Source organism: Streptomonospora nanhaiensis, from assembly GCF_026642255.1.
In the GTDB taxonomy this organism is placed as follows: Bacteria; Actinomycetota; Actinomycetes; order Streptosporangiales; family Streptosporangiaceae; genus Nocardiopsis; species Nocardiopsis tropica.
This window is the reverse complement of sequence record NZ_CP113264.1, coordinates 3,333,737-3,352,010: the sequence shown is the minus strand read 5'-3', so window position 1 is coordinate 3,352,010 and position 18,274 is coordinate 3,333,737. Positions and strand designations below refer to the sequence as shown.

At 73.0% G+C, this 18,274-nt stretch carries 16 protein-coding genes; 8 read left to right on the top strand and 8 right to left on the bottom strand.

The features are described 5' to 3' along the window. Positions 1–58: 58 nt before the first annotated feature. The 4 genes from OUQ99_RS14385 to OUQ99_RS14370 all read left to right on the top strand — a co-directional run bounded on the left by OUQ99_RS14385 (position 59) and on the right by OUQ99_RS14370 (position 3,906). Positions 59–382, top strand: a complete 324-nt coding sequence (locus OUQ99_RS14385) for a hypothetical protein (RefSeq protein WP_267949961.1) — start codon at positions 59–61, stop codon at positions 380–382. An 85-nt stretch (positions 383–467) separates the two neighbouring features. Next, on the top strand, positions 468–974 hold the full coding sequence (locus tag OUQ99_RS14380) for a hypothetical protein (RefSeq protein ID WP_267949960.1): 507 nt from the start codon (positions 468–470) through the stop codon (positions 972–974). A 142-nt stretch (positions 975–1,116) separates the two neighbouring features. After that, positions 1,117–2,352 carry a site-specific integrase gene (locus OUQ99_RS14375; protein ID WP_267949959.1) on the top strand — a complete coding sequence of 412 codons (1,236 nt, stop codon included), beginning with the start codon at positions 1,117–1,119 and terminating at the stop codon, positions 2,350–2,352. 135 nt (positions 2,353–2,487) lie between these two features. After that, complete coding sequence (locus tag OUQ99_RS14370; RefSeq protein ID WP_267949958.1) at positions 2,488–3,906, top strand: hypothetical protein; 1,419 nt, start codon at positions 2,488–2,490, stop codon at positions 3,904–3,906. A 200-nt stretch (positions 3,907–4,106) separates the two neighbouring features. Here the strand turns inward: OUQ99_RS14370 and OUQ99_RS14365 are convergent, their stop codons facing one another. Both OUQ99_RS14365 and OUQ99_RS14360 read right to left on the bottom strand, forming a co-directional pair. Further along, positions 4,107–4,625 (bottom strand): hypothetical protein, encoded by a 519-nt coding sequence (locus OUQ99_RS14365; protein ID WP_267949957.1) that lies wholly within the window; start codon positions 4,623–4,625, stop codon positions 4,107–4,109. Between the two features lie 330 nt (positions 4,626–4,955). Continuing rightward, positions 4,956–6,338, bottom strand: coding sequence for an amino acid permease (locus tag OUQ99_RS14360; RefSeq protein ID WP_267950378.1), 1,383 nt, complete (start codon positions 6,336–6,338; stop codon positions 4,956–4,958). Between the two features lie 271 nt (positions 6,339–6,609). Here OUQ99_RS14360 and OUQ99_RS14355 point away from each other — a divergent pair, with 271 nt between their 5' ends. From OUQ99_RS14355 to OUQ99_RS14345, 3 genes are all read left to right on the top strand, one after another. Further along, positions 6,610–7,890, top strand: a complete 1,281-nt coding sequence (locus OUQ99_RS14355; RefSeq protein ID WP_267949956.1) for a sensor histidine kinase — start codon at positions 6,610–6,612, stop codon at positions 7,888–7,890. After that, a complete protein-coding gene (locus tag OUQ99_RS14350; protein WP_267949955.1) occupies positions 7,887–8,543 on the top strand; it encodes a response regulator in 657 nt (218 codons plus the stop codon). The genes OUQ99_RS14355 and OUQ99_RS14350 overlap by 4 nt, the downstream gene beginning before the upstream one ends. A gap of 107 nt (positions 8,544–8,650) precedes the next feature. Continuing rightward, on the top strand, positions 8,651–9,451 hold the full coding sequence (locus tag OUQ99_RS14345) for a class I SAM-dependent methyltransferase (RefSeq protein ID WP_267949954.1): 801 nt from the start codon (positions 8,651–8,653) through the stop codon (positions 9,449–9,451). Positions 9,452–9,508: 57 nt separating this feature from the next. Here the strand turns inward: OUQ99_RS14345 and OUQ99_RS14340 are convergent, their stop codons facing one another. The 6 genes from OUQ99_RS14340 to OUQ99_RS14315 all read right to left on the bottom strand — a co-directional run bounded on the left by OUQ99_RS14340 (position 9,509) and on the right by OUQ99_RS14315 (position 16,871). After that, positions 9,509–10,279 (bottom strand): alpha/beta fold hydrolase, encoded by a 771-nt coding sequence (locus OUQ99_RS14340; protein WP_267949953.1) that lies wholly within the window; start codon positions 10,277–10,279, stop codon positions 9,509–9,511. Between the two features lie 15 nt (positions 10,280–10,294). Further along, positions 10,295–11,089 (bottom strand): exodeoxyribonuclease III, encoded by a 795-nt coding sequence (locus OUQ99_RS14335; RefSeq protein WP_267949952.1) that lies wholly within the window; start codon positions 11,087–11,089, stop codon positions 10,295–10,297. Between the two features lie 69 nt (positions 11,090–11,158). Continuing rightward, positions 11,159–12,148 carry a tyrosine-type recombinase/integrase gene (locus tag OUQ99_RS14330; RefSeq protein ID WP_267949951.1) on the bottom strand — a complete coding sequence of 330 codons (990 nt, stop codon included), beginning with the start codon at positions 12,146–12,148 and terminating at the stop codon, positions 11,159–11,161. A gap of 199 nt (positions 12,149–12,347) precedes the next feature. Then, positions 12,348–13,427, bottom strand: coding sequence for an acetate/propionate family kinase (locus OUQ99_RS14325; RefSeq protein WP_267950377.1), 1,080 nt, complete (start codon positions 13,425–13,427; stop codon positions 12,348–12,350). Further along, positions 13,427–15,775, bottom strand: a complete 2,349-nt coding sequence (locus tag OUQ99_RS14320) for a phosphoketolase family protein (protein ID WP_267949950.1) — start codon at positions 15,773–15,775, stop codon at positions 13,427–13,429. The genes OUQ99_RS14325 and OUQ99_RS14320 overlap by 1 nt, the downstream gene beginning before the upstream one ends. Before the next feature lie 385 nt (positions 15,776–16,160). Continuing rightward, entirely contained in the window at positions 16,161–16,871 is a 711-nt protein-coding gene (locus OUQ99_RS14315; protein WP_267949949.1) for a phosphotransferase family protein, read from the bottom strand. A gap of 1,137 nt (positions 16,872–18,008) precedes the next feature. On the opposite strand from OUQ99_RS14315, the gene OUQ99_RS14310 reads away from it, so the two are divergent. Then, on the top strand, positions 18,009–18,245 hold the full coding sequence (locus tag OUQ99_RS14310; protein WP_267949948.1) for a hypothetical protein: 237 nt from the start codon (positions 18,009–18,011) through the stop codon (positions 18,243–18,245). Positions 18,246–18,274: the final 29 nt, after the last annotated feature.

The following is an 18,274-nucleotide window of genomic DNA, read 5'->3' as shown; positions in this document are numbered from 1 at the left end:
CCCCCGTCCGTCGACGCCCTGGCCCGCCGCCCCGTTCTCGAAAGGCACCACGGCCCCCGTGTCTGACCGTCCCTCCGCCCCCGGCGGTGGCCGCAACACCAGCCACCCCACCGGCATCCGCGTCGTCGTCGCCGTCCTCGCCCTGTTCGCCCTGGTGTTGGGGCCCGTGGGCTACCTGATGGGCGTCGACGCCCACTCCCACGCCGGCTCGGCGGCCGAGTGGTTCACCCTCGCCTTCGGCGCCGCCGTCGGCATCCCCCTGCTGGCCGCCGCCGTGGCCACCGTCGCCGGGGACCGCAGAGCCGCCCTGTGGGCACTGGCACTGCTCGCCTGGCCCGTGGTGTTCGTGTCGGCCATCCACCTGACCCCGCTGGGCGGGTAGGCTCCGACTTCCCGGCCGCGCCCGCCCGCGAGGACCCCGGGCCGGGTGCGGCGACCAGCGAACCCACCCCACCAAGGACAGGCGCGTGTCACCCAAAAAACGCAAACGCCGCAAGGACCGGCCCACCGCCCCCGTGTCCGCCGCCGCCCCCCGCACGCGGGAGGCCGACGCGCCCCCGGCGCGCACCGAGGGCAGGATCAGCCGCACCCCGGTGGTCGTGGCCGACCCGCCCGACCGCAGGATCACCCTGCTGTGGGTGGTGCTGACCCTGGTGTGGGCCCTGGGCACCTTCCTGGCCCTGGCCAACCTGCTGTTCACGGCCATGGACCTGCAGGACGCCGCCGTGGCCGCGGCCGACCCCACCGCCCCGGCGCCGCAGGAGGCGATGGACGCGGTCGGCAACGCCCTGGTGTGGGTCCTGGTCCTGGCCCTGGGCGTCCCGGCGGGCGGCGCCGTCACCGCCCTGGTGCTGCGCCGCAGGATCGCCGCGATCGGGTTCACGGCCGCCCTGGTCCTGTCCGCGGCGCCCCTGCTGTGGGTCATGCCGCCCGCCGAGCTGTGGGACGCCCTGCGCGCCCACTTCGGCGGCTGAGCCGTGGCCCCCGCCACACCGCACCCGCGCGCGGGACCGGACCGGCGGCGCTGAGGACACCCGGCACACCAGCCACCACCCCCGCACGCCCCCGTGCGTCGCGGTGCCGCCCGCACCCGCGCCTGGGCCATCATGGATAACCGTGAACACACCCACCCCCTCCCAGGACCCCGAACCGGCCGACGAGGCCGCCCTGCCCGCGACCGTGCGCGCCCGCCTGGAGCGCGTCACCCACAGCGTCCTGGTGGACACCCGCGCCCTGGCCCGGGTCCGCGAGCGCTTCGACGACGAACAGGCCCGCGCCCTGGGCCGGTACCTGGCCAGCGCCCAGTCGCCCAACACCCTGCGCGCCTACCGCGCCGACTGGACCTCCTTCACCGCCTGGTGCCTGGCCGAGCACCGCCAGTCGCTCCCGGCCGACCCGGTCGACGTGGCCGTCTACCTGGCCGCCTGCGCCCAGGCCCGCACCGGGGACGGCTCCGGGTGGGCGCTGGCCCCCTCCAGCATCGAACGGCGCTCCGCGGCCATCGCCGCCGTCCACGGCGCCCACGGCCTGGAGACGCCCACCCGCGCCGAGGTGGTCCGGATGACGCTGCGCGGCATCCGCCGCACCCGCAGGAGCCGGCCGCGCCGCAAGGACCCGGTGGTGCTCTCCACACTGGAGTCCCTGCTCGCGGTGCGCCCCGCCGACGGCTTCCCCGGCGGGGTCTGCCGCCGCAGGGACACGGTGCTGCTGCTGACCGGGTTCGCCGGTGCGCTGCGCCGCGCCGAGCTGGCCGCGCTCACCTTCGACGACGTGGCGGTGCGCACCGACGCCTCCACCGGCACCCCGGCCCTGGTGGTGCGGCTGGGCTCGACCAAGACCGACCAGGAGGGGCGCCACGGCCAGGTCGTGGCGCTGCCCCGGGGCCGCCACCGCCACACCTGCCCGGTGTGCGCGCTGGCCGACTGGTCCCAGGTGCTGGAGGCGCGCCGCGACGGCGGGCCGCAGGCGGTGCGGGCCCTGGTGGAGGGGACGGCGGCCACGGCCTCGCCGGCGCACCGGTGCCAGGGCTGGCGGGGCACCGACCTGGCCGACGGCTCCGAGCGCCCGCTGCTGCCCACGGTCACCCGGCACGGCCGGGTGGGGGAGCGGGCGATGTCGGGGCGGGCGGTGAACGAGCTGGTCAAACGCTACGCCGAGCGGGCCGGTCTGGACCCCGACGACTTCGGGGGCCACTCCCTGAGGGCGGGGTTCGCCACCCAGGCGGCCCTGGGCGGGGCCACCGACCGCGAGATCATGCGCCAGGGCCGGTGGACCAACCCGCGCACCGTGCACGACTACATCCGCACCGCCAACCCGCTGGAGGACAACGCGGTCACACGACTGGGGCTGTGAGCCTCCCGGGGCCCTTACGCCCCTGGCGTCTCAAAACGTCAACAAACCCACCAGCAGCACATGAAATCACCCGTTAAAGTGCGATCCTTCCCTGATGAGACATTAGGTTGGTTGCGTAAGAAAGGGGACGGACCCATGGTCGACGAGTTTCGCAGGGCGTTCCAGCAGCTGATCGACGCCTCAGTCGCCACGGACCCCCGCCACTTCCCCCCGGCGGTGCACACGGTCTACGTACTCGCCTCCCGCATCCCCGCCTCCGAGCGCGAACTCGCCCTGGAGGCCCTGGCCCCCCTCCTCTCCGGGGACCACGCCGCCCCCGGCATCATCGCCGACCTGTCGGTGGTCGCCGGAGCCCTCGTCGAGATGGGCACCGACCCCGGCCCCACCGGCCCCGAGGTCCTGCACCGCCTGCGCACCATGGGCAAGGGCGCCATCGTCTTCGTCCGCGCCTGGGAGCGCACCGGCGGCGGCCCGCCCCCCGACCCCGACTCCGTGACCGCCGACGCCGAGGCCCGCGTGGCCGCCGAACTCGGCACCGACGCCCCCAACGCCACCATGTGCTGGTGGACCATCCGCCGCCACGGCCTGGCCGCCCGCACCATGCTCGGCGAGGCCTCCGTGCGCGCCCTGGTACGCCGCACACCCTCCCTGCACGCCGAACTCATGGCCATCGCCAACCAGCTCAGCGACCTGCTCAACGAGTTCGACGAGGTCCGCGCCCTGCTGCGCATGACCGAGGCCACCAGCGCCCTGGTCATGGACCGCCACTCCCAGCGCGCCTTCCGCGTCCTCTTCGACGGCATCGGCGACAACTTCCAGCTCCACACCCTGCTCGCCGACGCCCTCGTCGGCCCCCGCGGCCAGGGGCTGGCCGGGGACCCGCCCGACCCGCGCTGGGTCGCCGCCTTCCGCGACAGCGACCCCGACCCCGCCGCCCAGACCGTGCGCGGCTGGTGGAACCTGGTCGCCCACGACGGCACCTGGGTCTGGAACGAGGGCGTGCCCGCCGAGATCCCCACCGTCGACGGCGAACCCGTCCTGGTCCTGGACGAACAGCCCTACCCCCGCTCCTGGAACGCCGGACGGCGCCACCCCCAGGTCCGCGGATGGCTGGAGGTGGAGTCCGAACTGCCCCGGGAGGAGGCCGCCCTGTGGTGGAAGCGCGTCGCCCCGGCCGAACCCGCCATCCCCAGCGACGACGAGGGCGAGCACACCCCCATCCCCGAACCCGTCCTGGCCGTGGACGAACCCGAGCCCGGGCGCGTGCGCGGCTTCCTGGCCGAGGAGGCGCCCGCACCGGCCCCGACCCCCGCCGCACCCCCGGCCGAACCGTGGACCGAGCCCTTCCCCGTGCCGCCCCTGCCGACGCCGGACACCCGGCCCCCGGCCGGGCCGCGCCCTGCGGAGCCCGCACCGCCCACACCGTCCGCCGACCCCGCGCCCGAGCCCCCCGGCCGGGCCGGCCGGCGCCCCGGGACCCCCGGCACCGGGATCCTGCCGCCCCTGCCGCCCGGGGTGTCCAAGAGCGCCAACTGGGGACCCACCTGGCGCTGACCCGCGCCCGGCTCACCGCGCCGGGCGGGCCCCGCTCCGGCACACCGGCCCCCCGAGGGGGGAGGGGCACGGCTCCGCACCCGCCGGGGGAGTGCGCACCCGCCGCCGGACCGCGCCGCACCGGGAACGCCCCCGGACACGGCGGCGCCCCCGTCCGCGGGGTCGGACGGGGGCGCCGCGGGCAGTACGGGCCGGGGGGCTCAGGCGCGGTGCCGGGGGGCGTGGGGGGCCGAGGGCGCGCCCGCGCGCGGAGCGCGGTCCTCGTCGTCCTCCTCGTAGAGCCCGTCGAAGTACACCTCCTCCTCGCTGGGGCCCTCGGGCTCGCGGCGCCAGCGCCCGCCCACGAACAGGGGGGCGAACAGCACGAGTGCGAGCGGGACGAACACGCCCAGGGGGAGCAGGACCAGGGCTCCCTCGGCGCCGGGGACCTGGGGCAGCCGCTCCAGCAGGGGCATCCGCACCAGGGACAGGGCGGTCAGGGCGCCCAGGACCAGCGCCGCGCCGAAGGGCAGCATCGGCGTCAGCCGCGGGGGGACCGCGAGCAGCGCCACCAGGACGCCCACGCCCACCAGGCCCGCGACCGCCACCGGCCCGGAGCCCTGCAGGGCTCCCAGGCCGGCCGCGTGCAGGCCGCGCAGGTGGGCGAAGGCCCATCCGCACACCAGGACCAGCACGGGACCCAGGATCAGACCGGACAGGAAGCCGACGAAGTGTCGCACGGGGGTGCTCCTCTCAGGGGTTGCGCAGCACCCTAGCGACAAAAAACAAGTTCAGCACCAAATCACACAAATGACCGCATCTCGGACACCAGTGGTCGCGTGGGCCCCCACCCCGCCCACCGGGCCGCAGGGCCCGCCGAAGCGGACCACAGGCACCGGCAGGACCACGGAGGCGGGCCCAGGAGCGGGGCGGCGGTACGCACCCGCGACGAACACACCACCCGCACCCGAACACCCCGCACCCCACAGGCGGCGGGGGCCGCCGCCCGCACCCGGACGACGGCCCCCGCCGCACACCACAGGGCCGGCCACCACCGGCCCCGCACCCCCTCAAGGGGCCGCGGGATCGCGCCTGAGCCCCTCCGCCCCGGGCCGGCCCGCCAGCTCCAGCACCCGGTCCGAGGGCCTGGACCCCCACCGGCGCCGGAACGCGTACGCCACCAGCGCCACCACCACCGAACCCACCGACGCCCACAGCGCCTGGCGCTGGTCGGGGATCACCACCATCGCCACGAAGATCGTCACCAGCCCCGCCAGCACAACCCACGTCAGATACGGGAACGCCCACATCCGCAACGACAGGCGCTCGGGCTCACGACGGCGCACCCGCCCACCCAGCACCAGCTGGGAGGCGCAGATCGTCAGGAACAGGATCAGCAGGATCGCGCCGATCGAGGCCACCAGGAACGGAAACACCCGGCCCGGCCACAGGTAGTCGGCCACCGCCGCCGCGTACCCCACCACCGTGCCCAGCAGGATCGCCCGCACCGGCACACCGCGCCGGTTCACCCCCCGCAGCACCCGCGGGGCGTCCCCCTGGCGCGTGAGCGTGAACAGCATCCGCGAGGAGGTGTACATCGCCGCGTTCAGCACGCTCAGCACCGCCACGAAGACCACCACCTCCATGATCAGCGCCGCGCCCGGCACCCCCACGCGCTCCATCACCGCCACGAACGGGCTCAGGGCCGGGTCCACCGTGTGCCAGGGCAGCACCATCACCACGACCACGATCGAGGCCACGTAGAACAGCCCGATCCGCCACAGCACGTTGGTCACCGCCGAGGCCACACCCCGCTCGGGCTCGGCGCTCTCACCCGCCGCCACGGTGATGATCTCCACCCCGCCGAAGGCGAACAGCACCACGACCGTGGCCGCCAGCACCGCCACCCACCCCTGGGGCGCGAACCCGCCGTGCTCCCACAGGTTGGAGACCCCCGACCCGTCCGAGCCGCTCCACAGCCCCAGCGCCCACAACCCGCCGATCAGCAGGAACGCCACGATCGTGGCCACCTTGACCAGGGAGAAGAACGACTCGGTCTCGGCGAAGAAACGCACCGACACCAGGTTGGCCACCGTCATCGACAACAGCACCAGCAGCGCCAGCGCCCACCCGGGCACCCCCGGCACCCACCGGCCCAGGATCGCCGCCCCGGCCACCGACTCCGCGGCCACCAGCACCGCGTACATCCACCAGTACACCCAGCCGATCGTGAACCCCGCCCAGGGGCCGAACGCCAACCGGGCGTAGTCGGAGAACGAACCCCCCGCGGGGACCGCCACCACCATCTCGCCCAGGGCGCGCAAGGTGAGGAACACCAGGGCGCCGGCCAGCACGTAGGACACCACCGCCGCCGGCCCCGCCATCCGGATGACCGCACCGGAGCCGATGAACAGCCCCGCGCCCACCGACCCGCCGATCGCGATCAGCGCCATGTGGCGCCGCCTCAGCGAGTGCGCCAGCCCCGCGCCCGTGTCGCCTGTCTCCTTGGCCGCCCCACCGGGCGGCGTCACACTGCTCGTCACCAGCCCCACACTAGGAGCAGCACCGGCCCCCCACGTGCACCGACCCCACAATAAACAGCCCATGACCCCACGAATGTGGTCGGCGCGACACCCCCGCCCCCGCCGCCCGGGGGAGCGGCCCCACCCGCCTCACCCCCCGGAGGGAGGCGCACCACCACCCGCCTGTGCCACGATCACCCACGTGCGCCACCTCACCCCGCTCCTGCACCCGCTCACCAGCGCCCACACCTACCGCCGCTGGGCCCACCTCGTCATCGGCGGCGCGCTCCTGACCCCCTACGCCATGGCCGCCCTCGTCCTGGCCTCGCTCCTGGCCCAGAACGGCCGCACCGTCGACGTTGGCGCATCCCCCGGCCCCGCCGTCTGGGTCCTGACCGCCGCCCTGGCCCTGACCGCCGTCGCCGCCACCGCCCGCATCCCCGGCGTGCGCAACGCCCAGATCCACCTGGCCCGCGCCCTGCTGCGCGGACCCCTCACCGAGCGGCCCGCACCCGCCGCCACCTGGCGCAGCACCGCCCGCACCAGCGCCTTCCTGTGCCTGCACATGGTCCTGGGCCTGGCCGTGTGCCTGCTCACCATGACCGCCCTCACCGAAGCCGCCCTCCTGGCCGCCGCGCCCCTGGCCCCCGGCCCCCACACCACCGCCCAGGGCCCCCTGACCTTCACCGGCCACGGAGAACTCACCCGCACCCAGCTCCTGGCCGCCCCCCTGCTGGGCCTGCTCCTGCTCGCCGCCCTCCTCTACACCGTCGCCCTGGCCGGCCACCTGCTCGCCCTGGCCGCACCCCGCCTGCTGGGCCCCTCGCCCACCGAACGCCTGGCCGCCGCCCAGGCCCACGCCCACACCCTCGCCGAACGCAACCGCCTGGCCCGCGAACTCCACGACTCCCTGGGCCACGCCCTGTCCGTGGTCACCCTCCAGGCCGCCACCGCCGCACGCCTGCTCGACACCGACCCCGAGTTCGCCCGCCAGGCCCTCACCCACATCGCCGACCAGGCCCGCACCGCCACCGCCGACCTCGACCACGCCCTGGGCCTGCTGCGCGAGGACACCGCCGCCCCCCGCACCACACCCCCCGACCTGACCCACCTGCCCCACCTGGCCCACGCCACCCAGCACACCGGCACCGACCTGACCTGCCACGTCAGCGGCGACCCCGCCCGCGTCCCCGCCCTGCTCTCCCGCGAGACCTACCGCATCAGCCAGGAGGCCCTCACCAACGCCCTGCGCCACGCCCCCGGCCAACCCCTCACCCTGCGCCTGCAGACCACACCCACCAGCCTCACCCTCACCGTCACCAACCCCCTGCCCCCCACCCGCACCCTCCGCCGCCCCCGCGGCGGACGCGGCATCACCGGCATGCGCGAACGCGCCCACCTGCTCGGCGGCACCCTCACCGCCCGCCCCCACGACCGCACCTGGCAGCTCACCCTGCACCTGACATGGAAAGAACAACCGTGATCGGCATCAACCTGGTCGACGACGAAGCACTCATCCGCGCCGGCCTGGCCGCCCTCATCGACGCCGAACCCGACATGGAGGTCACCGGCCAGGCCGCCGACGGCTCCGAGGTCCCCGACCTCGTGCGCCGCACCCGCCCCGACCTGGTCCTGATGGACGTGCGCATGCCCCACCTGGACGGCATCCAGGCCACCCGCACCCTGCACACCACCCTCACCGACCCGCCCCGCGTCATCGTCCTCACCACCTTCGACAACGACGACCACGTCTGGGACGCCCTGCGCGCCGGAGCCGTCGGCTTCCTCCTCAAGCGCACCCCGCCCGAGGACATCCTCGCCGCCCTGCGCATCGCCCACCGCGGCCAGACCCTGCTCTTCCCCACCGCCCTGCGCCACCTGGCCGCCACCCGGCCCGCCGCCCCCACCCCCGCCGCACGCGCGGTCGCCACCCTCACCGAACGCGAATCCCAGACCCTCACCCTCATGGCCCAGGGCATGACCAACGCCGAGATCGCCGACCGCCTCTTCCTGGGGGTGCAGACCGTCAAGACCCACGTCTCCAACACCCTCACCAAACTCGGCGCCCGCGACCGCACCCAAGCCGTCATCGCCGCCTACGACGCCGGACTCATCCGCCCCAACACCGGCCCCTGACCCCGCCCGACACCACGACACACCCACCCTTGCGCAAACACAGGGTGATAACACTGCTACGTTCAGTCATCAAAAGGTTCTGGACGCGACAGCCACACGGGGGAAGCATGCCAACCGCGTCAGCGATCGACATCGACCACATCAGCAGCCTGTACCGCACCCACCGCGACGACCTCGCCCGCGTACGCGACCAGATGCGCGCCCACCACCAGGCCGCCGACCCCCCCATGACCCCCCAACTCGACGACATCGAAGCAGAGATCACCTACCTGCTCCTGCGCGAGCACACCCCCGCCCACACCGTCGAGATCGGCACCTACTACGGCTGGTCCACCACCTGGATCCTGTCCGCCCTGCGCGACAACGGCACCGGCCACCTCTACTCCTTCGACATCATCGACCACGCCCCCCGCCACGTCCCCCCACACCTGGCCCAGAACCGGTGGACCTTCACCAAGGGCGACGTACGCGCCAAGATCGCCCACATCCCCTCCGACACCGACTACCTGTTCATCGACGCCGCCCACAACGGCTGGTTCGCCCGCTGGTACCTGCACCACCTCCTGCCCGCCCTGCCCGCCCACATCCCCGTCAGCATCCACGACGTCTTCCACCAACGCCACGCCCTGCCCTTCACCGAAGGCGCCATCGTCCTCAAATGGCTCACCACCAACACCACCCCCTTCTTCACCGCCTCCAGCGCCCGCGCACCCCACACCCACCAGGCCATCCAGGACCTCAAACGCGAACTCGGCCTGGACGAACCCGTCCGCACCGGCCACCACAACCCCATGATCTACTTCCGCCTCCCCGTCCTGCCCGGCCACAACCCCCACCCCCACCGCCCACCCCAGCAACGCCCCGCCCCCCACGAACAGACCGAACCCCACCCCTCCGACAGCCCCTGACCCCGCACACGAAAAAACGGGGGGCGGGCCACCGGCCCACCCCCCGCACACCCCCGCTCACCCCGCCCCGTCGGCCTCCACCGCCCGCGGCGAACCCCCACCACCCTCCGCAGCCCGCTCACGCACCGCCACCACATCCGCCGCATCGGCCACGATCCGCGAGAAGTTCACCGGCTGGTCCAGACTCACCATGTGCCCCGCCCGCGGCACATTCACCAACCGCCCGTCCGCACACGCGTCGAAGAACTGCTTCTCATGGATCCGGAAATGGTCCCGCGCACCGTTGATCAACCACACCGGCCCCTTGTACGAGGCCAGCGCCGACAACGGATCCATCTCCGAGACCGCGTCGATCACCGCCGTGGCCGCCTCCACCGCCAGACCGCCGTCCAACACCGCCTCCGCCGCACCATCACGCAACGTCAACCGGTGGAACCGCTCATTGAGCGTCGCCCCCTTGTCCGGCAGCCGATCCATCAGCACCGCCGGAATCCGGTACACCTGCGCCAACGACTGCGCAGGCTTGGCCGTACAACTCGCCGCCACCAGCCCCGCCACACGACCCGGCGCCGCACCCGCAGCCGCGATCGACACGAAACCGCCCAGACTCAACCCCACCAGCAGAGCCCGACCGCCCACACCGTCGATCGCCTCCAGCACCGTGTCCACCGCACGCCCCAGCGAGAACTCCTCACCCCGCCGCGACCCGTGCCCGGGAAGATCAGGGGCCACCACCGTGCACCCCTGCCCCTCCAACAACTCCACCTGCGGACGCCACATACTCCCCGACACCCGCAGACCATGCACCAGAACGATCGGCACACCCATGACCCGTCCCCTTCCCTACGCCCGGTACCGCACCGTCACCGGCGCATGGTCGGACCACCGGGCCCCGTGCTCGGCCGCCCGCTCCACCCGGGCCGACTCCGCCCGCACCGCCAACCCCGGCGTGCACACCTGATAGTCGATACGCCACCCCGTGTCGTTGTCGAAGGCCCGCCCCCGGTAGGACCACCACGAGTACGGCCCCTCCTGATCGGGGTGCAGCGCCCGCACCACGTCCACATAACCGGCCTCATCGAAGACCCGCCCCAACCACTCCCGCTCCTGGGGCAGGAACCCCGCACTCTTCCTGTTCCCCCGCCAGTTCCTCAGATCCGCCTCGGTGTGCGCGATGTTCCAGTCACCGCACACCACCAGATCGCGCCCCTGCCCCTCCACCTCCTTGCGCCGCCGCACCAGATACGGCAGGAACGCCTCCATGAAACGCTCCTTCTCCTCCTGACGCGGGGTGCCCACCTCACCCGAGGGCAGGTACAGGCTCGCCACCGTCACCGCCCCCAGATCCACCTCCACATACCGGCCCGACCCCTCGAACTCGACCTCACCGAACCCCACACGCACAGCATCGGGCTCCACACGCGAATACACCGCCACACCGGCCCGCCCCTTGGCCTGCGCCGGAACCAACACCACATGCCACCCCTGCGGCGCCACCACCTCCTGCGGCAACTGGGAGGCCTCGGCCCGCGTCTCCTGCACACACACCACATCGGCCTCGGTGGCCGACAACCAGGACACGAAACCCGGATCCTTCTTCGCGGCGGCCCGCAGGCCGTTGACGTTCACGGTGGACACAACGAAAGTCGACTGATTCACGCCCACAGAGTAGCCACCCCCGCACCCCCGCAGCTCCCCTGCGCCCGCTCACCCCACCACCTCACCACCCCCCAACCGCCGCAACACCCCATAGGTACGGTTGGCCCCCGCCGCCTCCCGCTGCGCACGGTCCGTCACCTGGATGTAGGCCTGCGACGACGACAACGACGCATGCCCCAGCAAACGCATGATCTCGGTGACCGACGCCCCGTCCTCCGCCAACCGCGTCGCGAACGTGTGCCGCAACGCGTGCACCAGCGTCCCCCGCGCCACCCGGTCGTGCACACCCGCATGCCTGTAGCACTGCTTGACCAGGTACTGCAGCCCACCCCGGCGCAACCCCTCGCCCCGGTTGTCCACCAACAACGGATCCGACCCCCGCACCACCCCGAACCGCGCCCGCCGCGACTCCAGATAGGCCTCCAACAACACCTCCAACGGCACCTCGATGGGCAGCGACCTCTCCCCACCGCCCTTGCCCACCACCCGGATACGCCGCTCCCCGGCACGGCCCCCCACCGACTCCACCCGCAACGACAGCATCTCCGCCGAACGCATCCCCGTCAGCAGCGCCAGCGCCAACACCGCCAGATCCCGCTCCGGCCACGGATCCCGCGCCTTGCGCGCCCCCCGCGCCAACGCCTCCAACAACCGCTCGGGGGTGTCCTCACCCATCAGCGGCTTGGGCACCGAGGGCCGCACCCGCGGCCGCGGCACCGCCGACATCGGATTGCCCGCCACCACCCGCTCCGACACCCAGAACGCGAAGAACCCGTTCCACGTCGACCACGCCCGCAGCACACTGGAGGCCGCACGCTCGGCCGCGAACTCCGCGAACGCCCCCCGCAGCACCGTCGCATCCAGGTCCGACCACACCACCGCACCCGGATCCACACCCCGCACCCGGCCCACACACGCCAACACCCCCAGCAGGTCACGCCGGTAGGCGGCCACCGTGTGGGGGGAGGGCTTGGCGGCACGCCGCGCCACCAGGTACTGCTCCACGGCCTCGACCACGGACCCCTGTTCAACATCCATGACCACAGCATCCCCGATACCGCGGGCACTTCCACCCCCGCACCCCGGGTGTCCGCACCCCGGGTGTCCGCACCCGTTCCACACCCCCGCCTTCCGCCCCGGCAGGGGAGCGGGGGAGCGGCCCACCACCTCCCGCACCCCCGCCCACGGCACAGAAAACGGGGGCACAGGAAAAACCCCGCACCCCGCAGAACCCGCCTCACCCCCCGCCCACCACCTCCCGCACCCCCCGCGCCACCTCCACGTCCTCACGCGCGTGCACCACCAACGTCCGCACCGCAGCCCCCGCAGCACTCACCTCACCCTCCACACCCACACCCTCGTTCGCCCCCGCATCCACCTCCACACCCAAGAACCCCAACCCCTCCGCCACACGGGCCCGCACCAGCGCCGACCCCTCACCCACACCACCGGTGAACACCAACGCGTCCAACCCGCCCAACGACGCCGCCATCGCCGCCACCCCCGCACGCAACCGGTGCACATACACCCCCGCCGCCAGCACCGCCTCCGCGTCCACACGCCCCAACACCTCACGCATGTCCGCCGACCCCGCCAACGCCAACACCCCCGACTCGTGCTCCAACGCCTCCGCGATCTCCTCCACCGCCAACCCCGCATGCTGGTGCAGCCACAACACCATCCCCGGATCCACACTCCCCGACCGCGTCGCCATCACCAGCCCCTCCAACGGCGTGAACCCCATCGTCGTATCCACACCACGCCCCTCCAGCACCGCCGCCAACGACGCCCCCGCCCCCAGATGCGCCGTCACCACACGCCGCACACCACCGGCCACCTCCACCGCCCGACGCCACGCATACGCGTGCGAGAGCCCGTGGAACCCGAACCGCCGCACCCCCCACTCACGCCGCCACCGCTCCGGCACCGCATACGTCGACGCCTCCTGCGGCATCCCCGCGTGAAAGGCCGTGTCGAAACACGCCACCGCCGGCAGCCCCGGCAGCACCCCCTCGACCGCCTCGATCCCCGCCAACGACTTGGGCTGGTGCAACGGCGCCAGATCCCCCAACGCCCTCAACCGCCCCACCACCCGCGCATCCAACCGCACCGGCGACACGAACTCGCGCCCCCCGTGCACCACCCGGTGCCCCACCGCCTCCACCGCCGGAAACCCCTCCAACACCGCCCGCACCGCACCCCGGTCCCACACACCGCGCCGCACCGGCACCGACTCCGACGCCAACACCTCCTCCCGCGGCCCCACCACACTCAACTTCAGACTCGAGGACCCCGCGTTGACCACCAGAACACGCATCAGTACGGCCACACCCACTCACGCACCTCCACCGGATCCTCACCGAACTCCCGCGTGTACGCCCGGTGCCGCAGACGCTCGTCCACCATCCGCTGACGCACCCCCGCCGCACGCCCGCCCAACCCTGCAACCCGGTCGATCACATCCATCACCAGGTGGAACCGGTCCAGGTCGTTGAGCATCACCATGTCGAACGGCGTCGTCGTGGTGCCCTCCTCCCTGTACCCGCGCACATGCAGGTCCCCGTGCCCCGCACGCCGGTACGCCAGCCGGTGCACCAGCCACGGATACCCGTGGAACGCGAAGACCACCGGCGTGCCCACCGGGAACAGCGCCTCGTACTCCGCATCGGGCAACCCGTGCGGATGCGCGCTCGGCGGCTGCAACCTCATCAGGTCCACCACATTGACCACCCGCACCCGCAACTCCGGGAACAGCTGCCGCAACAGGTCCGCCGCCGCCAGCGTCTCCAACGTCGGCACATCACCCGCACACGCCAACACCACGTCCGGATCCTCACCCGCGCCCGTGCTCGCCCACTCCCAGATCCCGATCCCGCGCGTACAGTGCGCCACCGCCTCCTCCACCGACAAGAAGTCCAGAGCAGGCTGCTTGCCCGCCACCACCACGTTCACGTAGTCCCGCGAACGCAGACAGTGGTCGGCCACCGACAACAACGTGTTCGCGTCCGGCGGCAGATACACCCGCACCACCTCCGCCGGCTTGTTCAGCACCACATCCAGGAACCCCGGATCCTGATGCGTGAAACCGTTGTGGTCCTGACGCCACACATGCGACGTCAACAGATAGTTCAACGACGCGATCGGCCGCCGCCACGGCAGCCCCCGCGTCACCTTCAACCACTTCGCATGCTGGTTGAACATCGCATCCACGATGTGCACGAACGCCTCGTAGCAGTTGAACAACCCGTGCCGCCCCGTCAGCAGGTACCCCTCCAACCACCCCTGGCACAGGTGCTCACTGAGCACCTCCATCACACGCCCGTGCCGCCCCAGGTGCTCGTCCGAGGCCAGCACCTGCGCCTGCCACACCTTGTCCGAGGCCTCCAACACCGGCGCCAACCGGTTCGACGCCGTCTCGTCCGGCCCCATGATCCGGAACGAGTCCGGGTTGCGGCGCAGCACATCACGCAGGAAGTGCCCCAGCACCCGCGTCGCCTCACTGCTCTGCTTGCCGTTCCCCGACACCCGCACCCCGTACTCGCGAAAGTCCGGCACCACCAGGTCCCGCAACAGCGACCCGCCGTTGGCATGCGGATTCGCACTCATCCGCCGCGCCCCCGCCGGCGCCCACTCCCGCACCTCCGCCACCGGGGCCCCCGACCCCCCGAACAACTCCTCCGGCCGGTAGGAGCGCATCCACTCCTGCAGCATCCGCCGGTGCTCGGCGTTGGCACGCACCTGCCCCATCGGCACCTGGTGCGAGCGCCACGTCCCCTCCACCGCCACCCCGTCGACCTCCCGCGGCCCCGTCCACCCCTTGGGCGAACGCAGCACCACCATCGGCCACACCGGACGCCCCTCCAGACCCGAGGACCGCGCCACCCGCTGGATCCGCGCGATCTCCTCCAACGCCTCGTCCAGCACCTGCGCCATACGACGGTGCATGTACACCGGATCATCACCGGCGACCACCAGCGGCCGGTACCCGAACCCCTCCAACTGCTTGAGGAGCTCCTCCTCCGGGATCCGCGCCAACACCGTCGGATTCGCGATCTTGTACCCGTTCAGGTGCAGGATCGGCAGCACCGCCCCGTCCCGCACCGGGTCCAGGAACTTGTTGGAATGCCAGCTGCCCGCCAACGGCCCCGTCTCGGCCTCACCGTCACCCACCACGCACGAGACCACCAGATCCGGATTGTCGAAGGCCGCACCGAACGCGTGCACCAGCGAATACCCCAGCTCACCGCCCTCATGGATCGACCCCGGCGTCTCCGGCGCCACATGACTGGGCACACCCCCCGGAAACGAGAACTGGCGGAACAACCGCCGCATCCCCTCCTCGTCCCGCGTGATGTGCGGATACACCTCGGTGTAACCGCCCTCCAACCACGCGTTCGCCACCGCCGCCGGCCCCCCGTGCCCCGGACCCATCACGTAGACCATGTCCAGGTCGCGCTCCCTGATCACCCGGTTCAGGTGCGCGTAACAGAAGTTCAGCCCCGGGGTGGTGCCCCAGTGCCCCAGCAGCCGCGGCTTGATGTGCTCCGGCCGCAACTCCTCCCGCAGCAGCGGATTGTCCAGCAGGTAGATCTGCCCCACCGACAGGTAGTTCGCCGCACGCCAGTACGCGTCGACACGCCGCAACTCGCCATGGTCAAGGGCCATACCGTGTGCCTCCCCACAAGGCGGTGCCGTGAGCGGCCGGGGCGGACCCACGGCCTCCGGGACAGGACCCGCCCGCCACCCGCGCACCGGACGGACACGCCGCGAACCCACCGGCGCCCCGGCGCCACCACCCGCTCAGATCTCCTGGCAGCGCCTGCCCAGATACCGGACCGGGAAACGCCCGCCGCATGCACCTGTACGAGGACACCCTGACCGTCAGGAAGGCGTTCGACGCCGGCCGAGCACAGAGCACCAGGACCCCCACGACAGGGGAGGGGCCGCGCCGGGAACCCGGTGCCGCACACGGTCCTCCGCGTGCGGCACCGGCAGAGGAGGGGGCCGCGCCCCGGGGAAGGGCCCGACCGGGGCAGGAGCTGCCCCGGCCTCACCCCCGCCAGGCCCGCGTGGCCGCCGACTGGGCACGGCGCACCCCCGTGGTGGGGGAGAGGGGCCTCCACTCCTCCCAGAACGCGGCCACCTCCTCGCAGCGGCGCACCATCCACGCGTGGCGCTCGGCCCACGCCGGACGCACCCCGTACGCGGCGAAGAACGCCTCCAGCGCCCCGACCTCGCCCGGATGGTAGGTGCGCACCACCCACTCACACCAGGCAAGGTCCTCCACCGGCGCCCCCGGGTGCGCCCACTCCCAGTCCAGGACGGCCACCACCCTCCCGCCGCAGGGCTCCATCAGGACGTTGTTGGGACCGAAGTCCCCGTGCACGAACACCTGCCCCGACAGCGGCCCGGGACCGGGAAGCAGCGCGGGGTCCAGGGCGTGCACCAGGCGCAGCACCCGCCCGCAGGCGGCCATGACCTGCTCGGCGCACCCGCGCGCCCACAGGTCCTTGGCGTGGACGGCCTCGACGAACGCGGTGCGCAGGGGCGGGACCGTTCCCCCAAGGCCCTCGGAACCGCGGCCGTCGGCGCCCGGCGCGGGGTCCAGGAGCGCGGGAACGGGCACCGAACCGGCAGCGGCGCGCAGGGCGAGGGCCTCGGTGTCCCGGCGCCGCGCGGCGCCGGGGCCGAGGTGGTGTTTGACCACGACGCCGCCACTCCTTCGGGTGTCGTTGGTGTAACTGTGCGTGAGTCCTGTCATGGGTGGCTCCTGTGGCGGGGGAGGGGCGGCCGCGGTGCGACCTGACGGCCGAGTGCGCGGGAAGGGCGGGGGAGGCGGGACCGGGGTCCGGGCCCGCGCGGCGCCGGGGTTGCGGGCGGGGGCTCGGGGAACGCGGAGGGGACAGGTGACCGGTCGAGGCGACGAGGGGGTGGGGGCCGGTCGAGGCGACGGCCGACCAGGAGATCACCACAAACCACTCAGGTGTCTGCAAAGTTCACCAAAATCATGCATAACACGGTTTATGCATCAAACATGGAGAGATCGGGCTCGGCCTTGCGGGGGACGGCCTCCAAAACCTGCACACCGGGGCCTGCACGCGGGGCCGCTCGACCCCAGGACACCGCACCGCCAGGACCTCCCGACACCCGGAGCACCGCACCGGGCGGCCCCGGGGGCGTCGACGCCCTGACCCGCGGCCGACCCCGGACCGGGCCGGCCGTCCACAGGCCCCGAACGACCCTTGCCGCACACCCAACGACCTGCGGATACTGAGATTCGGGGGCGGCACGCCCCGGCAACGAGGCCGCAGGCGCCCCCGGATCCACGCTAACCCGCCACGCCGCGCCCGCACCAGACCGGCACAGGACCTGTGGACGGACGACAGCCCGGAGAGTTCGCCCCGGAGCACCCGGCGCACCGACGGCGACGCCCAGCGCCCACGGGCCCGATACGCCGCCGCCGCGCCGACGCGAGGCGAGCGCACACGGCCCGCCCGGCGCAGCAGCGGCCGGAAACGCGGAAAGCCCGCACACGCGGGCATTCCAACCCCTTCCCGCTACCCTGCCCATATCGCCGATAATGCACATTATGTCAAGTTAGAGCTCTCGAGCCCCCGTCGGGGCGGAGTCACCCGGCCCATGGCGAGTTCGAATGAGCCGCTGAGCCGCCCCCACCGATCCCGGTCCCCTGCCGCACCACCGCCCCCGTGCCCGGCCGCGCTCCACACCGCCCCCACGACGCCCGCCGACCCCGGCCCGCTCGCCGGAACCGCCGGCCCCGCGCACCGCCCGCACCCGCCGAACTCCCGCCCCCCACACCGCACCAACAGACGCACAAAACCCGACAAGCTCGGCCGTTCACCCCCACCACCACGCACACACCACCTATTCTGCGCACATGCTCATCCGAACCCTGTGCCGCAGCTGCCTGGGCAGCGGTACACGCGTGGCACTCCTGGCCCACCTCACCCTCACCGGCCCCGACTCCCCCGCCCACACACACGACCCCGACCACCCCGCACCCGACCTCGGGGACCAGGCCCTGGCACCGCACCCCTGCCCCCACTGCGACGGCACCGGCCACCACCTGCTCGCCGCCACCACACGCCCCCCGCCCCCGAAAAACGCGATTTAACCACCCACCGGATACCGACATGTATACGT